Genomic DNA, 18,680 nt, shown 5'->3' on the forward strand with positions numbered 1-18,680 from the left:
GTATTAAATTTCCCCACGGCTCATCCCCCATAAAAAGAGTTCTGGTAACAACTAAGGTAGGATGGCCATTGTGGAGGGCCTCTGTGGTTTGGATGGACTGAGAAGGGGAAGTTTGTTTTACCAAAGGTGTATTTGATCCGTTAAAATTTCCCGGAGACCTGAGTACAATTTTACCGGACATATCGAGGACACATATATATTCTAAGTTATGGCGTTCCGAAATACTGTTGAGTACCAAGTCGGTGAATTTTGAAAAATTATAAGATGCCAACTCATTTTCGAGTTGAGACGCCAGTGATTCAGTATGACTCTTCGCTCTGAGTACCATGTTGTCTTTGAGAAGTGTTTTTTGCTCTTCGAATGTTTTATGTAAAAATGACTTATAGGCAATGATATGTTGGAGGGTAAGGATAAAAGAGACCCCAAGGAGCAAAAGAGCTAACAGAAGCAATAACTTCCAACGTAAATTTTTTTTAAAAAGAGTCATACTTCCAAACCCGAGTGTCTTTTGAGATTTTTTATTATTATAACTTATTTTTTGTGTGTAATTGGTAATGTAGAAGATTATGCCTTAAAACAGAAATTTATCTTGATTGCCCCACCATAAATATTTGATTTCTACCATTTGCTTTTGCTTTGTAGAGGGCATCATCGGCTTGTTTTAACAACTCTTCTTTTGTAATGAAATCTTGGGGTTCTTGGAAAGCCAAACCGATGCTTACCGTGACATAGCTCGCAGCATCGGAGTATTCATGAACAATATTTAGAGCCCTGATATTTTCGAGCAAGGTATTCGCCACTTTTTTTGCTCCTTTTAACTCAATATCTTTGAGCAGAATGACAAATTCCTCTCCTCCGTATCGAGCCACAATATCGGTTGGTCGTTTGAGTGATGATTTGAGAGAAGCAGCTATCTCAATGAGGCACTCATCCCCTGCTGCATGCCCGTAATGGTCATTATAGGCTTTGAAATTATCGACGTCGATCATTAAAATGGCGAGTGATTTTTTGCTTCTTAGTGTTTCACGGTATTTTTTCTCGTAGCTTTCGTCAAATAACCTGCGATTAGCAATCTTAGTCAATCCATCAATCATTGCCAGTTCTTTAAGTTGATCATTTTTAATGAGTAGCGATTGATTTGCCTTTTCTAGATCAGACTTGGCTTTTTCGAGCTCAACTCGGGTTTGCATTTGTTCCGTAACATCATTGTAAACAGCGACAACTTCCCCATTTGGAAGTTTGTAGATAAAGTTTTCCCGCCATCCGGCTATTTTTCCGTCTTGATAAAAACTGATTGGAAAATGCTCCGATTTTCCTGTCTTATATACCCGTCTAAAGGTATCCATAACCCCCATTGCTTCGGCGCCTGGGAAAACTTCGCTCACTTTTTTGCCGATGACTTGATCATAACTTATTTGATCGATGCGCATGGCGGATGGATTAATGGTTTTGAAAATGAAATCCTTACCATCTTCCGTAGCATTGTAAATCGCGACACCACTGTTCATATTTTCGATCAATAGACGAAAACGCTCTTCATTCTCCTTGAGCGTTTTTTTAAGAAAACGTTCACGCAAAAAATATAAAATCAAGAGAGTGATTAATAGCCCGATGATTGCAATACTCAAGGCAAATTGGTTCCATATATCGCGGTAGCTGATAGAAGGTGTTTGATCAAATGGAGGGAGCCTGAGTTCCCTTGCAAGCTGCTCTACTTCGAGATAATCTGCCGGCATCGTATAACCGTAGATTCCGGCGTCTAAAAGTTCTTTATGAATTGGCTGAATCGTGAATAAGGCACTTACGATGAGTTTCAAATCATCATCATCGATAGTTGGAAGGGCACATACGGGCCATTCGGGATACAATCTGGTTGAAACGATATAAGGATGGGTAGTGTTTTGTTCATTGATGACACGGATATCATTGGCTTTGATTTCCCCTTTTTCAATCATCTCTTCGAGGATGCCGTCTCGTATAAATCCTACATCGGCTTTGTGCTTTAGTACCGTTTGAACGACCTCTTGATGGGAGCCTTTGGTTTCTATAATATTGGATGGGTTAGATTGGAGATTGATGCCGTGCTTATAAAGCTCGTACGCTTGAGCACGAAATCCTCCCATGTGTTTAGTACTAGGTGTAGCGATTCTTTTAGCTTTTAGCTCACTAATAGAATGGATGGGGGAATCGGCACGAACAACGATTACACCAGCGAGTTCTGAAGTCGCCACCCCTTTGGAATACCCTACGAGTGTCGCAATGGCTCCGCTAAAAGCGTATTGTTGTCTGAGTACTAAAAAATGAGTGGGATTTGTGGTGAGGATATCGAGTTCATTACGTGATACTTTTTCGTTCATCTCCTCTTGGGTCAACACTTCTAAAATAATTTTTTTACCGGTGGTTTCGCTGAGATAATCTGCGAGAGGTTGATATTTTCGCGCTGTTTCTTCTTTTCCCAAATAGGCAAAGACACCAAAATGAATCTCTGTATGATTGGCGTGTAGGCTGATAGGGATAAAAAATAAGAGAATAAGGGCAAAAAAATAGTGCATAAAAGGCATTTCTTTTCATAAAAGTCAATAAAACCTATTCTAAATGTATTCACCTTAAATGAAAGAACTTTATTTAAAAATTAACCATTCAGATTCATTCGAAGCATTGACATATTGATCGATGAATGTGTAATAAGAGAGAGATATTATTCAACTGTCAAAAATGTTCGTTTTTTGATCAATAAAATACTTTTTAAGATTTTTTTTGTTGGATTGTTCTTATCGTTCTGGTATAAAATACATGCTAATAGCATTACAAAGGAAAATAATGAAACACGTTAACGATGAATCGATCGATCGATATGTCTCTTTTATGAATATTGATTGTTATAAGCATGCTTCAGATGTGATCGATTCTATTCTAGAAGTGACAAAAGAGGAAAAAAATAGCAACCGTTATTGGGAAGTATTTAAAGAGAACATTCCACAAAGTTATTTTGACAAAAAATCAGATGAAAAAGTACTCTATTATGTTTGCTCAACGGTGTTTTATATCGAAGAATTATTCGAAAAATGTGAGTATACTGTTGGGCTTGAGATACTGAAAAACTGTGAATATCAGTGTTGCTAAATCGATCATAGTAGGTAGTTTTTTTTGATGATGAATTGGGGTATGTTGATTTAGAGCTATTTTAAGAGTTGTTTTGCTATTCTCTGTCCTATGAGTAAGGATGGTATAAATGGCTGATGCTAATGTGCTTAAACAGTTAAGAACTTCTTTGCAATCATACGTGTTGTTGTATGTAGAAGACAATGCAAAGCTGAACGCTCAAGCCACGGTGCTGTTTCAAAAATTCTTTGATCGTGTTATCTCCACAGAAGATGGAGAACAGGGGTTAGAACTTTTTAAACGTCATCGTCCTCAAATCGTTATTACCGATATTAATATGCCTAAGATGGACGGATTGGAAATGTCTGAGGCAATCCATGAAATTGATCCGGATGTTATCATCATTATTACGACCGCTCACGATGATGTTGAATTTTTACACCGTTCGATTAAAATAGGGGTATTCGATTATTTGACGAAACCTCTAAAAATCGAGATATTAATCGAGACTTTTACCCGATGTGCTCATACGCTGATAGAAGAATTTCATCGCAAAATATTTAACGCTAATCTCCATGCGGTTTTTAACTATCAAAATAATCTGGTTTTATTGTTGCATGATCGAAATGTCGTGATGGCCAATCAGCCGTGTCTTGACTTTTTCGGTGCTTCATCGGTAGAGACTTTTCGTAAACAGTTTGTGACGTTTGGAGAAGTTTTACTGGAGCATAACAGTTTTATCTATGATCATAATGAGATGGAATGGTTTAAACATATCTCGGCCCATTCGGGTAAACTTTTCAATGTAAAAATTGCTGATACAGAGGGACAACCGCACCATTTTATCCTTACATTTCAAATCATTCCTGAGAAGGAGGGATATGCCGTTTTATCGTTAAACGATGTTACGGAACTGGGATTACTTAAACTGTATGACAGCAGTGCGCTTGAGCGTGATAAAATGCTCAAAGACGAAAAAATGGTTCGAGGGTTATTCGAGATGGCGATGCGTAGTGCTGCGAAGATCAAGATCCATAATTTTTATAAAGGGCTGAGTATCGCAAATGATGCGCTAGTGGTGAATATCGAGGGAAAATTAGTAAAACTGCAAACCCCCTATGTTCAACTCAAAGCGGTTCAAATGGAGGATATGTTTTACCTCACGTCAGAACTTTTTCCGATGGCGATTGCCGCTGATGGAATCAAAAGAATTAATTTTGATGATCAAAGTTTGGTTTTTGAAAACTATCGTATGTTGAATAGCTCTCCGGTTAAACGTGAATCTATTCGGGTATTTCCGGATCAGAATATAAAAGCAACGCTTCTGTATGAGGGGCGAAAACTCGATACTGATTTGGAAATACTGGATGTATCGGTGAGAGGGATACGGATACAACTCCCATCGCTACCTGCGGGATTTGCCCTGAAACAAAAAGCAGTTTTAGACATTGTTGTTACAATGGGGCCTAGACCGAGTATTATCAATACTCAAGGTGAAGTGTTTCGTATCGTCGATATGGGGCGGCGTTTTGAAGTGGTATTCTTGTATGATTTACACGGTGCTTTTCAAAAAACGATGATCGATTACATTGCCAAGCGGCAAATGGTTTTAATTCGCGAATTTAAGGGGATGCAATATGAAAAATGAGACACTGCTTTATGACGATGGTCATCACAAATGTGTGATGTTTAGTTTGGAAGATGAAGATCACAAAGAGTACTCGCTTTCGGTCAATCAATTTTTGATTATTCAACAAGAGAGTGCGGTACTCATTGATCCCGGAAGCGGAGGGATTTTCGGTGAACTTTATGATGCGGTATCCCGCCATATCGACCCTACTAAAATCAAGTTTATCTTTTTCTCCCATCAAGACCCTGACGTCGCCGGAGCGATTGCGGAATGGAGTGTTGCAACCTCGGCAAAACTAGTGATGTCACAGTTATGGACACGGTTCATGGGGCATTATGGTCTGATGGATATGGATCGTCTGGTCGCTCTCGAAGATCATGGGGCACGTATCAAATTCGGGAACGATTTTTTGCAGTTTATTCCTGCCCATTTTCTCCACTCTCCGGGCAATTTTTCACTTTATGACAGCCGGTCAAAAATTCTTTTTTCAGGGGATATCGGCGCGGCGATTCTTTCTCCTCAAAATCTTAACAAACAGGTGGATGATTTCGAAGAGCATCGTCCATTTTTAGAAGGATTTCATTCACGATACATGGCGTCTAATATTTTTTGCCGTGCTTGGGTGAAATGTGTCCGTCGATATGAGGTAGATATGATAGCTCCTCAACATGGTTCACTGTTTCGAGGGGAGATGGCACAGAAGTTTCTTTCATGGTTTGAAGCGGTAGAGGGCGGAAGCGAGCAGTGTAAAAAACTTTACGGGTGTGAATGAGTCTGCTATGGCGTGCGAAGAAAAGATTGATCGTTTAGAACAGAAATGTTTACGTTATGAGAGAATTATCGCGGATCTCGAAGAGATGCGTGAGCGCTATGAACTTGCAATAAACGGAACTTCTGAGGGGTTATGGGATTGGGATCTTATAACGAATGAGATCTATTTTTCTCCTCGATGGAAAGAGATGGTCGGGTATCGTGATGATGAACTTCCAAATGCATTAGAAACATGGATCGGGTTGGTTCATCCTGATGATTTGGAGCAAGCAAATCAAGCGATTGAAGCGTCGTTACAAGATTCTAAAATACCGTATGAGAATGTACATCGGCTGCGTCATAAAAAAGGACATTATATTTGGAACCTTGATCGGGGACAAGTTATTGTCAACGAGGCACAACAACCTGTGCGAATGATAGGATTTCATACCGATATTACACGTCAACAACAAATGATTGAAGAGATAAAAACTACCCAAGAACTGATGATGGCACAGTCGCGTCATGCGGCAATGGGTGAAATGATCAGTATGATCGCGCATCAATGGCGCCAGCCGCTCAGTATCGTTTCGATGATCGTCAATAATCTACTGGTTGATATCGAGTTGGATGGTTTGGATGAAAATAAGTGCACAACAAGCAGTAAAGAAATTTTGTCACAAGTCAATTTTCTCTCCAAAACGATCGATGTATTCCGCGATTTCTTTCGTCCAAGTAAGGAGAAAGAGCTCGCTGATATCGTAGAAATGATCCATGAAGCTCTCGCAATCATCGATGCCAGTCTCAAAAATAAAGGTATTAGCATTGAGATCTCAAATCCATCTGATGTTAGAGCAAAAGTCTATTCGAGAGAGCTTTTACAAGTGGTGATAAATATCATTAAAAATGCTAAAGAGGCATTGGTAATGTCAAATGTTTCTGATCCATCCATAAAAATTGAGATTAAGGAGGAGGGTGAGATGGTGGATATCGCTATTTCTAACAATGGACCCTCTATCACTACCGAGGTTATTTCGCATATTTTTGAACCTTATTTTTCCACTAAAGATGAGAAGATAGGGACAGGGTTAGGATTATACATGTCAAAAATTATTGTCGAAAAACATCTTCATGGGGTTATAAGTGTTCACAATATGGATGGTGGTGTTTGTTTTAATATTACTCTGCCGAAACAATCAGAATGTGGGGCTGAATGAATAAAGAGAGAGTCATTTTAATCGGCTCTTCTACTGGAGGTCCGGGACATATTGATAAAATAATCAAAGCTCTTAAGAAAGATTTTACAGGTTCAATTGTGATCGCTCAGCACATGAGTCCCCATTTTATCGAGAGTTTTGCACGTCAGATTGGAACTATCACCCATTTGAGCGTGAGTGTGGTTATGGATGGGATGATACTTCAGCCTTCTAGTATTTACGTATGCAGTGGAGATTGCCGTTTGATACAGAGCAATCATCGAATCGTTTTTGAGCACAATACGGCGCACGATACTATTTATACGCCGGACATCGATACCCTTTTTCTCTCCGTGTCACAGCTCCCATCACTAAAAAGGATGGGGATTATTTTGACGGGAATCGGTGATGATGGTTCAAGAGGTGCTCTTGCTCTGTTTAACTCTGGTGGAGAGTGTATGTTTGAGAGTGAAGAGAGTGCGATTGTGTACGGGATGCCTCGTAGAGCACTGGAATTGGTACCAGATGCGAAGGTTGGGAGCTTGGATCAAATCATTGAAGCGATTTGTCACTTCGAGGAATTATAAATGTTCGGATGGTTTAAATCCAAATCCGTTCCTGATCACAATGAAACGGTAGCACCGGTGGAAGAGTTTAGTGATCCGAGTCGTATTTATGAATACTTCAGTGATCTAACCGGTATCCATTTTGATCAAAAAAAATCGATTGTTACCCCAAAAATCAGCCGTTTTGCAAAGGAATGCGGATGTTATACCTTTGATGCTCTTTATGAGAAACTGCATAGCGATTTATGTTGTAAAGAGGCGTTGATCAACCTTTTGACGGTGAATGAAACCTATTTTTATCGAGAAATGGGTCAAATCGAGTTTTTAGGACACTCTTTAAAAGAGGAGAAGAGGAATCGACGAATCCTATGCGCTCCCGGATCAAGCGGTGAAGAGCCGTATTCGATAGCGATATACTTAGCCGAGATTGGGTGTGATCTCTCTAAAATCGAGATCGTATCGATTGATATCAATACCGAAGTGATCTCAAAAGCAAAAAAAGGTATCTATCCTGAACGTTCACTCTATCGTCTCCAACCAGAACTGCGTGAGCGCTATTTTACTCCGAGTGATAATGGCTTTAAGGTGGTCGATTCGATCAAACGGTGTGTTATCTTTCAATCTTGTAACCTTTTTGAACCTGAGTTTTTGAACATAGGGGTATTCGAGGTTATTTTTTCAAGAAATATGTTAATTTATTTTGATTATGAGACCATATTACGTGCGATCGAACAGCTAAAAAAAGTAGCATCCTCTGAAGAAACCCTCTTTTTTTTCGGACATGCCGATATTGTCACCAAAATATCGATGTTAAAAGAACATTATCAAGATGGGATTAAATTTTATACACCCTAGTTAAGCTTCGCCTTTAACCTCTGAGATGAGGAATGACGTTAATCACCTCAATCCCTACAACAATCATCCATATAAAAATTGTAATCCCCGTTGCGGCGGCGGAGATATCTTTGATCATACCGATTTTTTCGTTGTAATTAGTCTCCATAAAATCGCATACTGCTTCGATCGCGGTGTTGAATACTTCACTGGCAATCATTACTCCGGTGGCGAGGATAATCAGGGAAATGTCTATCCATTCTCGAAACATAATAACCGGTATAAGAATTAAAAAAGAGATTACGATTTTGTACATAACGCTAAAGTCGTACAACACAGCGAACCGTAATCCTGAGAGGATGATTTTAAATTTGTGAAGAGGGTGGTAGCCGTGTTCTCCGGTCTCTAAAAATTTGTTTTTCATCGCTGTACCCCTGAATAGACTCCCCAAAGGGCGATGGCAGCCCATGAAAGTGCCACGATAATTCCTCCTAGGATATCAGTGGGAAAGTGGACTTGCAGATACATTCGTGAAGCAAAAATGCTGAGTGATACGAAGGCTAAGAGGGTAATTGCTCCGTTTTGGTAAGGGGTAGAGGAAGCGTAAAACGTGATACCAATACCGATTGCAAATGCTGCGATTTGTGCTGAGTGCGCGCTCGGAAATGAAGGATCGAGAGGGAGTTCATGGATTGGTCCGAAAAAATGGGGACGTTTGCGCTCAAGGAGATATTTGAGAGCATAGGTAGTGATGACGCTTCCCCAAAAGAGGATAGTGAACATTTTTGCCATGGCGGGGTTCTCTATGCCATAAAAAAACATATAGATTAGATAAAGAGGAATCAATATCCAGAGTGACCCCAACCACGTAATTGCGGAGAAATAGTGATCCAACCAAGGGGTTCTAAGATGGTGAAACGAGGTTAAAATACTTTGGTCAAAACGAAGTAAATAGCCATTTTGGGTCGCTAGACTCAAGAGAATAAAGGCAGTGATTAAGCCTCCTAAAAGGAGGGGGAAATTGCACCCTTGGTAGAGTATACATTTGAGATGATCAGCCATGAGGCACCTCTTATCTTTTATTCCTTTAAGTCTATCGTATTACTGATGAATTGGATACAATTTCTATTTTTTGGAATGGATAAAATGAATGAATGGTACAATTAAGACGTTAGCAGGCATTTTTTTAGTTATTATTGGATTTGGGCTTATTGCTGGGCTTGCTTTTCCGATATTGAGCGATCCTGATAATGCTGGACGAAGTGAAAAACGGATGGATCTTAATTTTCCTTTTTTAAAAGAGGAGAAAGCTGAAGTCGTTTTGGTCTATTTCGGGTATGTAGGCTGTACTCGTGTGTGTAGCCCTGCACTCAATGACTTGGCTGAAATTTACCGGGAATCTCTCAAGCAAGAACCCCAGCATCCACCTTCTTTATGGTTTGTCAATATGACGCCACAGATGGATGCTCACTCGGTTCAAAGTTGGGCGGAGCACTTTGATAAAGGGTTTAAAACTTATGCTCCCGATAAAGAGGAGTTGCAAGGTATGGTTGAGACTCTTAATTTGGTTTATACACAATTAGGGGCTGAAGCAGAACATATGCCGTATGCGTATTTAATACGTAAAACGGAAAAAGGGTACGAATTGGTCTATATTTATACCTCTTCGCCTTACAACCGAACATTAATGCTAAATGACATAGGAGCGTTTCAATGAATCTAAATTTTCTCTTTCCGGCCTACAACAGTGCTTTATCTCCTGAAATAAAAGAGCGTCTGAAAGACGATTTCATCAAAGCAGATAAGTTTATGCTGATTATCGGTGTACTCTCCTTTTTAACAGTGGCATTTATTACGTCGATCCGTTATTCAACGTATCAGTTTGGAATCATCAACGGTGCACTCGCATTGGGTCTTATTGTCATCGCTTTTCTCGGGTTTAGAGGTACGATGCTGGGACGAGTAATTATAGGGTTGGGACTCTCGATTTTTCCGATGATAATGATTCAACAGCAGTTGGGAATGATCGAGATGCACTTTGCCCTTTTCGTTATCGCTGCTTTTTTAGCGATTTATAAAGATATTATCCCTATTTTGGTCGCTACGGTAGCGGTCGCGTTTCACCACATTTTGTTTTTCTTTTTACAATTGAACCATTCCAGTATGTTTGGACTCGATGTTATTGTGTTTTCAAGCGGTTGTGACGTATGGATTTTATTGACCCATATCGTAATGTTTGCGACGCAGGTGGTAGGATTGGTCTACATCATCATCATGACGACTCATCAGTTTATCAAAAGCAATCAGTTGCAAGTTGAATCTGATAATAATATCAAAGCACTTGAGCAAGGGATCCGTGAAGATGCAATGATGGTCAATGAAGCGGTTAGTATTTCTGCGGATGTTTCAAAAGGGATGATTGAGAGAACTTTGGTTTCTATCCCATCAAATCCTCAGCTTAAAGAGCTTCGCGAAGTCTTTAACAGTATGCTAGGAGCGTTACGCCAGATGGTAGGTCAAGATCTGCAAGCGATTACCAAAGTAGTCGAATCGTACGGGAAACTGGACTTTACTCAACGGATCAATCAAAGTAGCGGTAAAATCGAACTTTTAGTTAATCAGTTAGGAGAAGATATTTCTCAAATGCTCCGTACTAGCTTAACCAACGGTACCGCTATGGAAGAGAATGCCAAACGTTTGAAAAATAATGTTGAAGAATTGGACAGTTCTTCTCAAAAACAAGCACAAGAGCTACAAAAAACATCTCATCAAGTTGATCGTATGACCCAAAGTGTTGGAGATGTTCTTCAAAAAACACAAGAGGTTACTCGTCAGTCTGATGATATTAAAATGATTATTACCGTCATTGGCGATATTGCGGATCAAACGAATCTTTTGGCCCTGAATGCTGCGATTGAAGCGGCACGTGCAGGAGAACATGGACGAGGATTTGCGGTGGTTGCTGATGAAGTACGTAAACTGGCTGAACGGACCCAAAAATCACTATCAGATATTAATGCAAATGTGAGTTTACTCGTTCAATCTATCAATGATATCGGTGAAGCGATTGATACACAAGCTCAAGGAATTAGTGAGATCAATCATATCATTTCAGGCTTTGAGTCGGAAACACAACACAATGCGATGATTGCTAAAAATACTGATTTGATTGCAAATGAAGTTTTTGTAATGGCTGATCGTGTTTTGAGCGAAGTAAAAACTAAAAAATTTTAGGCAGTTTGAACCTTAATGATTGGAAATAAAATTTTTCAATTCATTGAGTGTTAACGGCTTTGCATAGTAATACCCCTGAATCTCATCGCATCCTGCTTCTTGTAAGAATTCTAATTGTTCTTTTGTTTCGACCCCTTCTGCGGTAATAGAGAGATTAAACGTTTTTGCTAATGCGATAATTGCACGCGTTATAGCAACTCCTTCGGAAGAGTGAGGGAGATCATCAACAAAAGATTTATCGATTTTAAGTCGGTCAACGGGAAGTTTTTTCAGATAACTAAGTGACGAATAGCCTGTGCCAAAATCATCAATAGCAATTTTAATATTCATCGTTCTGAGTTTTTCAAGTGTTGAGAGTGCATGCTCGGCATTGGTAGCAAGATAGCTTTCAGTGATCTCTATTTCGAGCCATTGCGGATCAAACTCTGTCTTTTCAAATGCAGTATTGAGCATTTCAAAAAAATCATGTTTTTCGAGTTGAATCGCAGAAACATTGACAGCAATGTAAGGGAAAAAAAATCCCTGTGAACGCAGTTGCATAAAATCATGACTCGATTGTTGCAGAACCCATAATCCTATAGGAGCGATGAGTCCTGTCTCCTCCGCTAAGTGGATAAAGCGATCCGGTGTCATCCACCCAAGAATATGGCTGTTCCATCGTATCAATGCTTCAACAGCAACTATTTTTCCACTTTGAGCTGAAATTTTTGGCTGATAGAGTAGCGTAAACTCGTCTCCTTTTTCTATTGCATTTTTCAGTGCATGGAGTACTTTACTGCGATTCTCTATGATATGACCAAGCTCTTTTGTGAAAAAACTATAGCGATTTCGACCAGTGTCTTTGGAGCGATACATGGCTAAATCAGCATTTTTGATGAGATCTGATATCGATTCACCATCTTCAGGAAAAACAGAAATACCGAGACTTGCAGAGGTTCTTATTTCATGTTCTCCACAGAGAAAAGAGAGATGAAAAGCATCGATAATTTTGCTTAATATGGGTTCCAAGTCGCTATGATGATCGAATCCTTCTATTAGAATATTAAACTCATCTCCACCAATTCTGGCTAATGTATCGGATTCACGCAGCGTTTTTCTAAGACGTAGTGCGACCTCTTGGAGGAGTATGTCTCCGATATTATGTCCGAGGGTATCATTGATTTGTTTGAATTGATCGAGATCCAAAAAAATAACTGCTAGATGTTTTTTTGTTCGTAAAACCCTAGAAATACCATGCTGTAAAAGAGCATTGAAGAGCCTACGGTTAGGAAGGTTGGTAAGCGAATCGGTATTAGAAAGATTTTCGAGCTCTTTTTGTGATTTTAGTAAAGAGTGCTCACGCTCTTGAATGGTAAATGCCAGTCGATTGACGTTTTTGGAAATGGTCTCTAACTCATCACCTGTCCGGATTACTTTATACTCAGAATAGTCCTGATTTTCGATATTTTCGATTTGTTTCATGAGGGATTGGAGTGGTTGTGCAACGGTTTTTTTGAATAGTATTCGAAGCAAGATCAGAGTTAGTAGTGTTAAAGATAAAATCAATACGAAAAATGTTATCCGGTTTTCCAAAAGCGTTTCTTCGAGCTCTGAGGCATGGAGTGAAGCATAAAAAACAATCTCTTCATTTTTAGTTTTGACGGTTGCAGAACTGATAAAATGATTTTTTTCTTCGATGAGCTCGAATGAACCTTTCTCCAGAGGGTGCAGCATTGTTATACTTTTTGGTTTTTCTGTACTCCAAATACTCATTCTCATATCATCTGAAAGTGCTTTTAGGTAAGATTGAGTGATGTGCCTGGACATTTCGATATGGGCGATTAGATGCTTTTGTTTCTGTGAAAAAAGGCTTTTATGCGCTTTAAGAACGAGATCGTCGTTAAAACGATGATACGTGATGATACTATTTTGCCCGAGATCTTTTTGGGTATAGTAAGAAATATGCTTGTAGCTTAAAAGCCAGTGGGGATCGAATGGTCTTTGTAGGTAATCGTATTCATCTTCATAGCGACTGTAAAAAACAGGCTTTCCCTTTTCATAAGAGACATAGGTTAGGTAATAGCCTTTGGGTGTTTTATTAACGTAAGCGATAAGATCTTCATGGGAATCATAGAGTGCTATATCATTGTTTTGAGAGAGCTTTACACGACTGAGCAGTTCGTCGGCAATATGTTTTTTCTCTTCGTCAAGTAAAACAGCATCATAGTTTATTTTGTCTTGATAGCTATTAATAAGTTCAACCGAGGCTAAAAGCATCTCATCATCTTGGATAAATGCTATCCCTTTTTTGAGATCGATTTTAGCTTTATCCAAGTCGATTTGAATATGAGCAAAGGCATATTCTATTTTCTCTTGAGCGGCATTAACGAAATTTTTTCGCAAAAAATTGTCGAAATAAATTCCTGCTATCAGCGACAATACAAGAGTTGAAACGACTAAAATGAATGAAAGCTTCGTTTTAAGGTTAAAGGAGTGATAGAAAGTTTGAAACATTAAAAGATGGGTCTCTCTTTATCAACGTTTTCTTTTGTAATCAGTTTTACGGGGATGATGATATGTTTTGGGACTTTCTCACCATTGAGAATTTTGATTGCAATTTGGGCACTTTTTTCTCCCCCGAGAGGGAATAATACGGAAGCAGTTTGTTTCCCTTTTCGAATGGCATCACGTGCTTCAGAGGTATAATCACACCCTACTGTGATCATTGAAGAGGGATCTATTCCATGATGTTCCAGTGCGGAACGTGCTCCACTCACCATACTATCGCTTTCGGCAAAAATAGCATCAATTTTTTCACCTGATTCAATCAGTTTTTCCATCTCTATAATGGCATCTTTACGGAGATAATTACCGGTTCGTTTGATAACAGAAATACCTCGATAGTTGGCCATTTCATCCATAAACCCTTTAGTACGCAGTTTAGTGACATCTGCTTTTAGAAGCCCTTCAAACAGAAGCACTTTTCCTTTGCCACCTAGACGTTTGGCGATATACTCAGCTCCTATTTTTCCAATTTTGATATTATCAGAATTGATAAATGTCGTATAGTCGTTTCCCACAATCCCACGATCTAGGATGATGATCGGGATGCCATTTTTATACGCTTTTGCAATGACCGGAACGACTGCTTTTTCATCATTAGTTCCTACAATGATTACATCAGCTTTCGAGGCGATAAAACCGTCGATATGATGGACGAGCAAAGAAGTTTGACCTTTTGCATCTGAGGAGACAAATTTCAGCTCAGGATAGTTAGAGAGGGCATCACGTACCTCATAAACTTGAGCTTTTCGAAAATCATTACCCATGGTATCTTGGGCAAAAGCGATGGTTTTTGTCTCTGCACAAGCACTAAGCGCCAGATACAAACTTAGCCCTGTAAAAAATATAAATTTAAAATTGAACACTACCTACTCCTACATTATTCTCTAATTATATCGACTTTACCACCAATATTCGAATTGAACTCCGAGATTATTTCCGTGAGTTTGATCCGCATAATAGTCGCCGCCCACTAACCCTTTTGCATTGTTTGACCAATTTGCATGGGTATAGTAAACGCGAATAACAGGCCGTTTCCACAAACCTTTATCGAGTGCTGCTTCGAGTGCAAGGGTTGTTTTACTCAGCAGGTAGGTAGTATCATTAATCTTATCATCTACACGATCGATTCCTACTTCGGTGACCAATCGGGCATTGCGGTGTAGGAACCAGTAAGGGCGTACACCGGCCGAGAGCCAAGTTTGTTTGAGGCCTGAAAATGCTTCTTCATCCCTCGTTTCATAAACGAGGTTACTCATCATTCCCCACGTATCGTTGGCAAAATCGTTGTAGTTGATGAATCGCCATGTTTGCGCTTTTTCGATGGATGTTCCACTCTGGAGGATGGTTTCGACAAAGGGATCTTGATAGTAGGGTGAGACACTCCCCGCACCTTTAGCAACCCCTTCTCCATAAAATAATCCGGTTACATTTTCACCTTCCATTCCAAAAAGTTCTTGGGTTATTTTTTTATCTTTGTAGAGGCCTCCGAGGGCATATCCTCTTGACGTACCGGTATGTACCGTAGAGGTAAACTCATGAGCGTGAAGTGTCATAGTATTGGCAAAAAGTGTCCACTCACCCCTCGCAGTAGGAGCAGATAAACGAATATCATGACTGTCAAAAAGAACGCTATCGCTGCCGTTAATCGTAGATGGATCGACATGATCAAAAAGGTAGCTATAAGAGAGCTTGACATCTCCTAGATCGAGGTTACGAAAACCTGCACCTGTTCCGCTCATATTGAAAAAAAAGTAATCACTTATATGACTGTCATACCGATCATAAAACCGTCTTCCTGCCCAAAAAGAGACACTGTTATCGAAAATACCGGAGAGTTCGGTATAAGCTTCATCGAGTCTTAGATACTCAATGTCGCGGTTATTAGGACCAGTAAAGACTGGACGGAGCTGATTATGCATCGTAATACCGTTGTCAAAAGTGATCGTATCGTAAAATCCAAGCTCTATCCATGTTTCACATTCGTTACCAAGACGGTATTTGCTTCCTGCGCCGGGTGCTTTGAAACAGACATCGGTTTTATCTCCATTCAATGAAGTTTGGAGACGTGCGTAACCAACCGTTCCAATACGATTATCTATGCCAAATGCACTTACAAAGAAACTGAATAAGATTAAAGCGAGTTTTTTCATGGAGACTCTTTATCGGAGATAATATCTCTTTCTTAATCTATTGTAAGTATTAATAGCTGAATAATAACTTTAAATTATTTTATGTAGAGCTTTTTTTAGTATTACCTTTTAGATGACTACAAAAATTTGATGCTGAGATGCTCGGTGTTGTAATACTGCATATTTTTTTATCAATAAATGGAATGACAAAAAAAAGATACCGGTATTAATATATTGAGCCTATACTACACGTATAGAAAGAAAACGGAGGATTATGATGTTAAAAGAGTTACTGTATACAGGAATGGGCGGAGCATTATTGCTCAAAGAGAGAGTCGAAGAGGAGCTTAAAAAACTCGAAGAGAAAGGGAAGCTCAACACTTCGGACACAAAAAGTTTTTTAGAAAGCCTCAAAACCAAAGGGGAAGACGAAGAAAAACGGCTCAAAGAGGAGCTAAAAACGGCGATAAAAGAGGTGATCGAAGAGCTAGGAATCGCGACAAAAAAGGATATAGAAGCGTTAAAATCGTGATCACTCTCTATTCACCTCTACGCCTTTGGAGCGTTTTTCGGCTGCTATTGTCGTTTTATCTGCTGATCAAAAAGAAGGAACGTTTTTTAGGAATATCTCCTCTCTCCCCTGATCAACTCGCGATCACGATCACCGATTTGGGGGCTAGTTTTATCAAACTGGCGCAGGTTTTAGCGACCCGAAACGATTTTTTCGATGAGCCTTATCTGGCTGCCCTTAAAACACTCCATGATGATTTGCCTCCGATGAGTTTGAGCGCGTATGATCGGGTACTCTCAACGGCGTTTCCCACACTCCCATTTTTCCATTTTAATCCCATTCCTATCGCTTCTGCTTCGATCGGTCAGGTGCATGAAGCGTGGATTGATGAGAACACCAAAGTTGCCGTCAAACTGCGACGAGAGGGGATAAAGCGACGGGTGCGTGCCGATATACGGATACTGACCCTGTTTAACGGGTTGTTCCGCCCTTTATTTTCCCATACGACCCGCCATTCGATTGAATCGGTGATCTCTGAATTTTCCTCGATGATTGTCCAAGAGTGTAGCCTCAACCATGAACGGAGCAATTTGGAGAAATTTTCCAAGATGTATAAAGATTCAGGGATTATTTTTCCGATTTGTTATCCATCCCTCAGCAGCGATGATGCCCTCGTGATGAGTTTCGAAGAGGGGTGGCGGTTTGATGATCGTGAAGCGATCCTCTCACACGGGTTAGATATCAAATCACTCATCGATCAATTGGTTCGATTTTATACCGATCAGATGTTGGTCAAAGGATATTTTCATGCAGATCCCCATCCGGGAAATCTCTTTGTAAACCCAGAGGGGAAACTGGTACTGCTCGATTTTGGGATGGTGAAACGGGTTCCTAACGATACCCGTATCGCTATTATAGAACTGATAAAAGCGGCAAATGAGCGCGATTTTGAAGCCTATGTCTCTGCGGCAAAACGTCTGGGAACGGTAGCGTACGATGCACCCTCATCTGAGTTGGCAGAATTTACTGAGCGGATGTTCGATATTTTCGGCAATGATGCGTTGGACAGCGGCAGTATGCAGAAACTCGCCTTTGAGGTGTTGGAACAGACCCGAAACCTCCCCTTTAAACTCCCCCAAGAGGCGATTTATATCCTCCGTGTGAGTGCTATTATCGAGGGGTTAGGGACGACCTATATCGAAAATTTCAATGGGATAAAAGACATCCTCCCGATTTTGCAAAACAATATTCCCAGAGCATTAGGGATGAAAGAATCACTTGTTGAGACGCTCATTGATGAGATCAAACGTATCCCCAGTGACATAGCGGCATTTCGTCATGTGATCACACGCGCCAACAAAGGGGAGCTAAATGTGCAGCTCTCGCAGTTGCAGTATGAGATGATGAAAAAAGAACTTCGCGAAGCGACGGCACCCATTTACACGGCACTCATTCTTGCTTTTGGAGCGATGGGTATGTGGATGGGAGGAATAGAGGAGGTTGCCTATGCACTGCTTGGGGGGGCAATGGTGCGCTTGTGGTTTAGATAACTACTGATCTTATGTGTAAAGTAAATGCTGGCACCAACGGTCCATATTCTAAATGCTCTCATTGCATTTGCTCTAAAAAATAGTGTTGGGTGGCACGATGTCGATACTCAAACATCTTATCCATATCGTTTTTTATGAACGGATAAAATAAATTGCCAAGCCATCCAAAAGGTAAGCGGATAAATAAGGTTTCTCGCATTAGCGTCTCACCATTTTCAAGTGGTATAAAATGGCGCTGATGACGAAAAAATTGAAACGGTCCTGAAATCATCGAATCAACGACACTCTCAGGACACTGCAATGTTTCAATCATCATTTTCCAGACGGTTGGTATCCCAAAACGTTTAATGCGTAGATGGATGATACTCGTTTCAACCAAAGGTTCAGGGAGAATGAGGATATCAACATTAATCCACGGAGGAGTAATGAGGGGGAGATTACGGGTGTCAGTATGGAACTGACACGCATTTTCAGGGGATGTATTTAAAAGACAAGAATAATTAAGTGTATGTATTTTCATGATTTAATTGTAGTGCTTGAGTATGTTTGTTGGTAGTGATAAAATGGTAATTGGACTGAGTGCAAGAGAAAAAACGGGAGAGTAATAAAGAAAATTTTAGGAGCAGCATAGAAA

18 protein-coding genes are annotated in these 18,680 nt (G+C 40.0%); 10 read left to right on the top strand and 8 right to left on the bottom strand.

The genetic code is table 11. The features are described from left to right. Nucleotides 1-487: hypothetical protein (locus PHR02_RS04200; RefSeq protein ID WP_299989384.1), on the bottom strand; the 487-nt coding region annotated here is incomplete at its 3' end. A gap of 97 nt (nucleotides 488-584) precedes the next feature. Beyond that, nucleotides 585-2,552 (bottom strand): diguanylate cyclase, encoded by a 1,968-nt coding sequence (locus tag PHR02_RS04205; protein WP_299989387.1) that lies wholly within the window; start codon nucleotides 2,550-2,552, stop codon nucleotides 585-587. A 268-nt stretch (nucleotides 2,553-2,820) separates the two neighbouring features. Between PHR02_RS04205 and cowN the strand changes: the two genes are divergently transcribed. From cowN to PHR02_RS04235, 6 genes are all read left to right on the top strand, one after another. Next, nucleotides 2,821-3,123 carry a N(2)-fixation sustaining protein CowN gene (gene cowN / locus PHR02_RS04210; protein ID WP_299989390.1) on the top strand — a complete coding sequence of 101 codons (303 nt, stop codon included), beginning with the start codon at nucleotides 2,821-2,823 and terminating at the stop codon, nucleotides 3,121-3,123. A 109-nt stretch (nucleotides 3,124-3,232) separates the two neighbouring features. After that, nucleotides 3,233-4,750, top strand: coding sequence for a response regulator (locus PHR02_RS04215; RefSeq protein ID WP_299989393.1), 1,518 nt, complete (start codon nucleotides 3,233-3,235; stop codon nucleotides 4,748-4,750). Next, nucleotides 4,740-5,504 carry an MBL fold metallo-hydrolase gene (locus tag PHR02_RS04220; RefSeq protein ID WP_299989396.1) on the top strand — a complete coding sequence of 255 codons (765 nt, stop codon included), beginning with the start codon at nucleotides 4,740-4,742 and terminating at the stop codon, nucleotides 5,502-5,504. Before PHR02_RS04215 ends, PHR02_RS04220 begins: the two co-directional genes overlap by 11 nt. A gap of 7 nt (nucleotides 5,505-5,511) precedes the next feature. Further along, complete coding sequence (locus tag PHR02_RS04225; RefSeq protein ID WP_299989399.1) at nucleotides 5,512-6,699, top strand: PAS domain-containing sensor histidine kinase; 1,188 nt, start codon at nucleotides 5,512-5,514, stop codon at nucleotides 6,697-6,699. Next, nucleotides 6,696-7,265, top strand: coding sequence for a CheB methylesterase domain-containing protein (locus PHR02_RS04230; RefSeq protein ID WP_299989401.1), 570 nt, complete (start codon nucleotides 6,696-6,698; stop codon nucleotides 7,263-7,265). The genes PHR02_RS04225 and PHR02_RS04230 overlap by 4 nt, the downstream gene beginning before the upstream one ends. Then, entirely contained in the window at nucleotides 7,266-8,099 is an 834-nt protein-coding gene (locus PHR02_RS04235; RefSeq protein ID WP_299989404.1) for a CheR family methyltransferase, read from the top strand. Nucleotides 8,100-8,112: 13 nt separating this feature from the next. On the opposite strand, the gene PHR02_RS04240 is transcribed toward PHR02_RS04235, so the two are convergent. Together PHR02_RS04240 and PHR02_RS04245 are read right to left on the bottom strand one after the other, a co-directional pair. Next, nucleotides 8,113-8,502 carry a diacylglycerol kinase gene (locus PHR02_RS04240; RefSeq protein ID WP_299989407.1) on the bottom strand — a complete coding sequence of 130 codons (390 nt, stop codon included), beginning with the start codon at nucleotides 8,500-8,502 and terminating at the stop codon, nucleotides 8,113-8,115. Further along, nucleotides 8,499-9,140 (bottom strand): phosphatase PAP2 family protein, encoded by a 642-nt coding sequence (locus PHR02_RS04245; protein ID WP_299989410.1) that lies wholly within the window; start codon nucleotides 9,138-9,140, stop codon nucleotides 8,499-8,501. The genes PHR02_RS04240 and PHR02_RS04245 overlap by 4 nt, the downstream gene beginning before the upstream one ends. A gap of 88 nt (nucleotides 9,141-9,228) precedes the next feature. Here PHR02_RS04245 and PHR02_RS04250 point away from each other — a divergent pair, with 88 nt between their 5' ends. Together PHR02_RS04250 and PHR02_RS04255 are read left to right on the top strand one after the other, a co-directional pair. Continuing rightward, nucleotides 9,229-9,795: an SCO family protein gene (locus PHR02_RS04250; protein ID WP_299989411.1), complete on the top strand. Its 567-nt coding sequence runs from the start codon at nucleotides 9,229-9,231 to the stop codon at nucleotides 9,793-9,795. Continuing rightward, a complete protein-coding gene (locus PHR02_RS04255; protein WP_299989414.1) occupies nucleotides 9,792-11,312 on the top strand; it encodes a methyl-accepting chemotaxis protein in 1,521 nt (506 codons plus the stop codon). Before PHR02_RS04250 ends, PHR02_RS04255 begins: the two co-directional genes overlap by 4 nt. A gap of 12 nt (nucleotides 11,313-11,324) precedes the next feature. Here the strand turns inward: PHR02_RS04255 and PHR02_RS04260 are convergent, their stop codons facing one another. The 3 genes from PHR02_RS04260 to PHR02_RS04270 are packed head-to-tail and all read right to left on the bottom strand — an operon-like array spanning nucleotide 11,325 to nucleotide 16,006. Continuing rightward, nucleotides 11,325-13,805, bottom strand: a complete 2,481-nt coding sequence (locus tag PHR02_RS04260) for an EAL domain-containing protein (RefSeq protein ID WP_299989417.1) — start codon at nucleotides 13,803-13,805, stop codon at nucleotides 11,325-11,327. Next, nucleotides 13,805-14,719: a substrate-binding domain-containing protein gene (locus tag PHR02_RS04265; RefSeq protein WP_299989420.1), complete on the bottom strand. Its 915-nt coding sequence runs from the start codon at nucleotides 14,717-14,719 to the stop codon at nucleotides 13,805-13,807. The genes PHR02_RS04260 and PHR02_RS04265 overlap by 1 nt, the downstream gene beginning before the upstream one ends. A gap of 36 nt (nucleotides 14,720-14,755) precedes the next feature. Further along, a complete protein-coding gene (locus tag PHR02_RS04270) occupies nucleotides 14,756-16,006 on the bottom strand; it encodes a carbohydrate porin (RefSeq protein ID WP_299989423.1) in 1,251 nt (416 codons plus the stop codon). Nucleotides 16,007-16,259: 253 nt separating this feature from the next. Here PHR02_RS04270 and PHR02_RS04275 point away from each other — a divergent pair, with 253 nt between their 5' ends. Both PHR02_RS04275 and PHR02_RS04280 read left to right on the top strand, forming a co-directional pair. Next, complete coding sequence (locus tag PHR02_RS04275; RefSeq protein WP_366141161.1) at nucleotides 16,260-16,517, top strand: hypothetical protein; 258 nt, start codon at nucleotides 16,260-16,262, stop codon at nucleotides 16,515-16,517. Continuing rightward, nucleotides 16,514-18,046 (top strand): AarF/UbiB family protein, encoded by a 1,533-nt coding sequence (locus PHR02_RS04280; RefSeq protein ID WP_299989426.1) that lies wholly within the window; start codon nucleotides 16,514-16,516, stop codon nucleotides 18,044-18,046. Before PHR02_RS04275 ends, PHR02_RS04280 begins: the two co-directional genes overlap by 4 nt. A gap of 58 nt (nucleotides 18,047-18,104) precedes the next feature. On the opposite strand, the gene PHR02_RS04285 is transcribed toward PHR02_RS04280, so the two are convergent. Next, nucleotides 18,105-18,566 (bottom strand): SRPBCC family protein, encoded by a 462-nt coding sequence (locus PHR02_RS04285; RefSeq protein ID WP_299989429.1) that lies wholly within the window; start codon nucleotides 18,564-18,566, stop codon nucleotides 18,105-18,107. Nucleotides 18,567-18,680 lie beyond the last annotated feature (114 nt).

The organism is Sulfuricurvum sp., from assembly GCF_028688295.1.
Taxonomy (GTDB): Bacteria; Campylobacterota; Campylobacteria; order Campylobacterales; family Sulfurimonadaceae; genus Sulfuricurvum.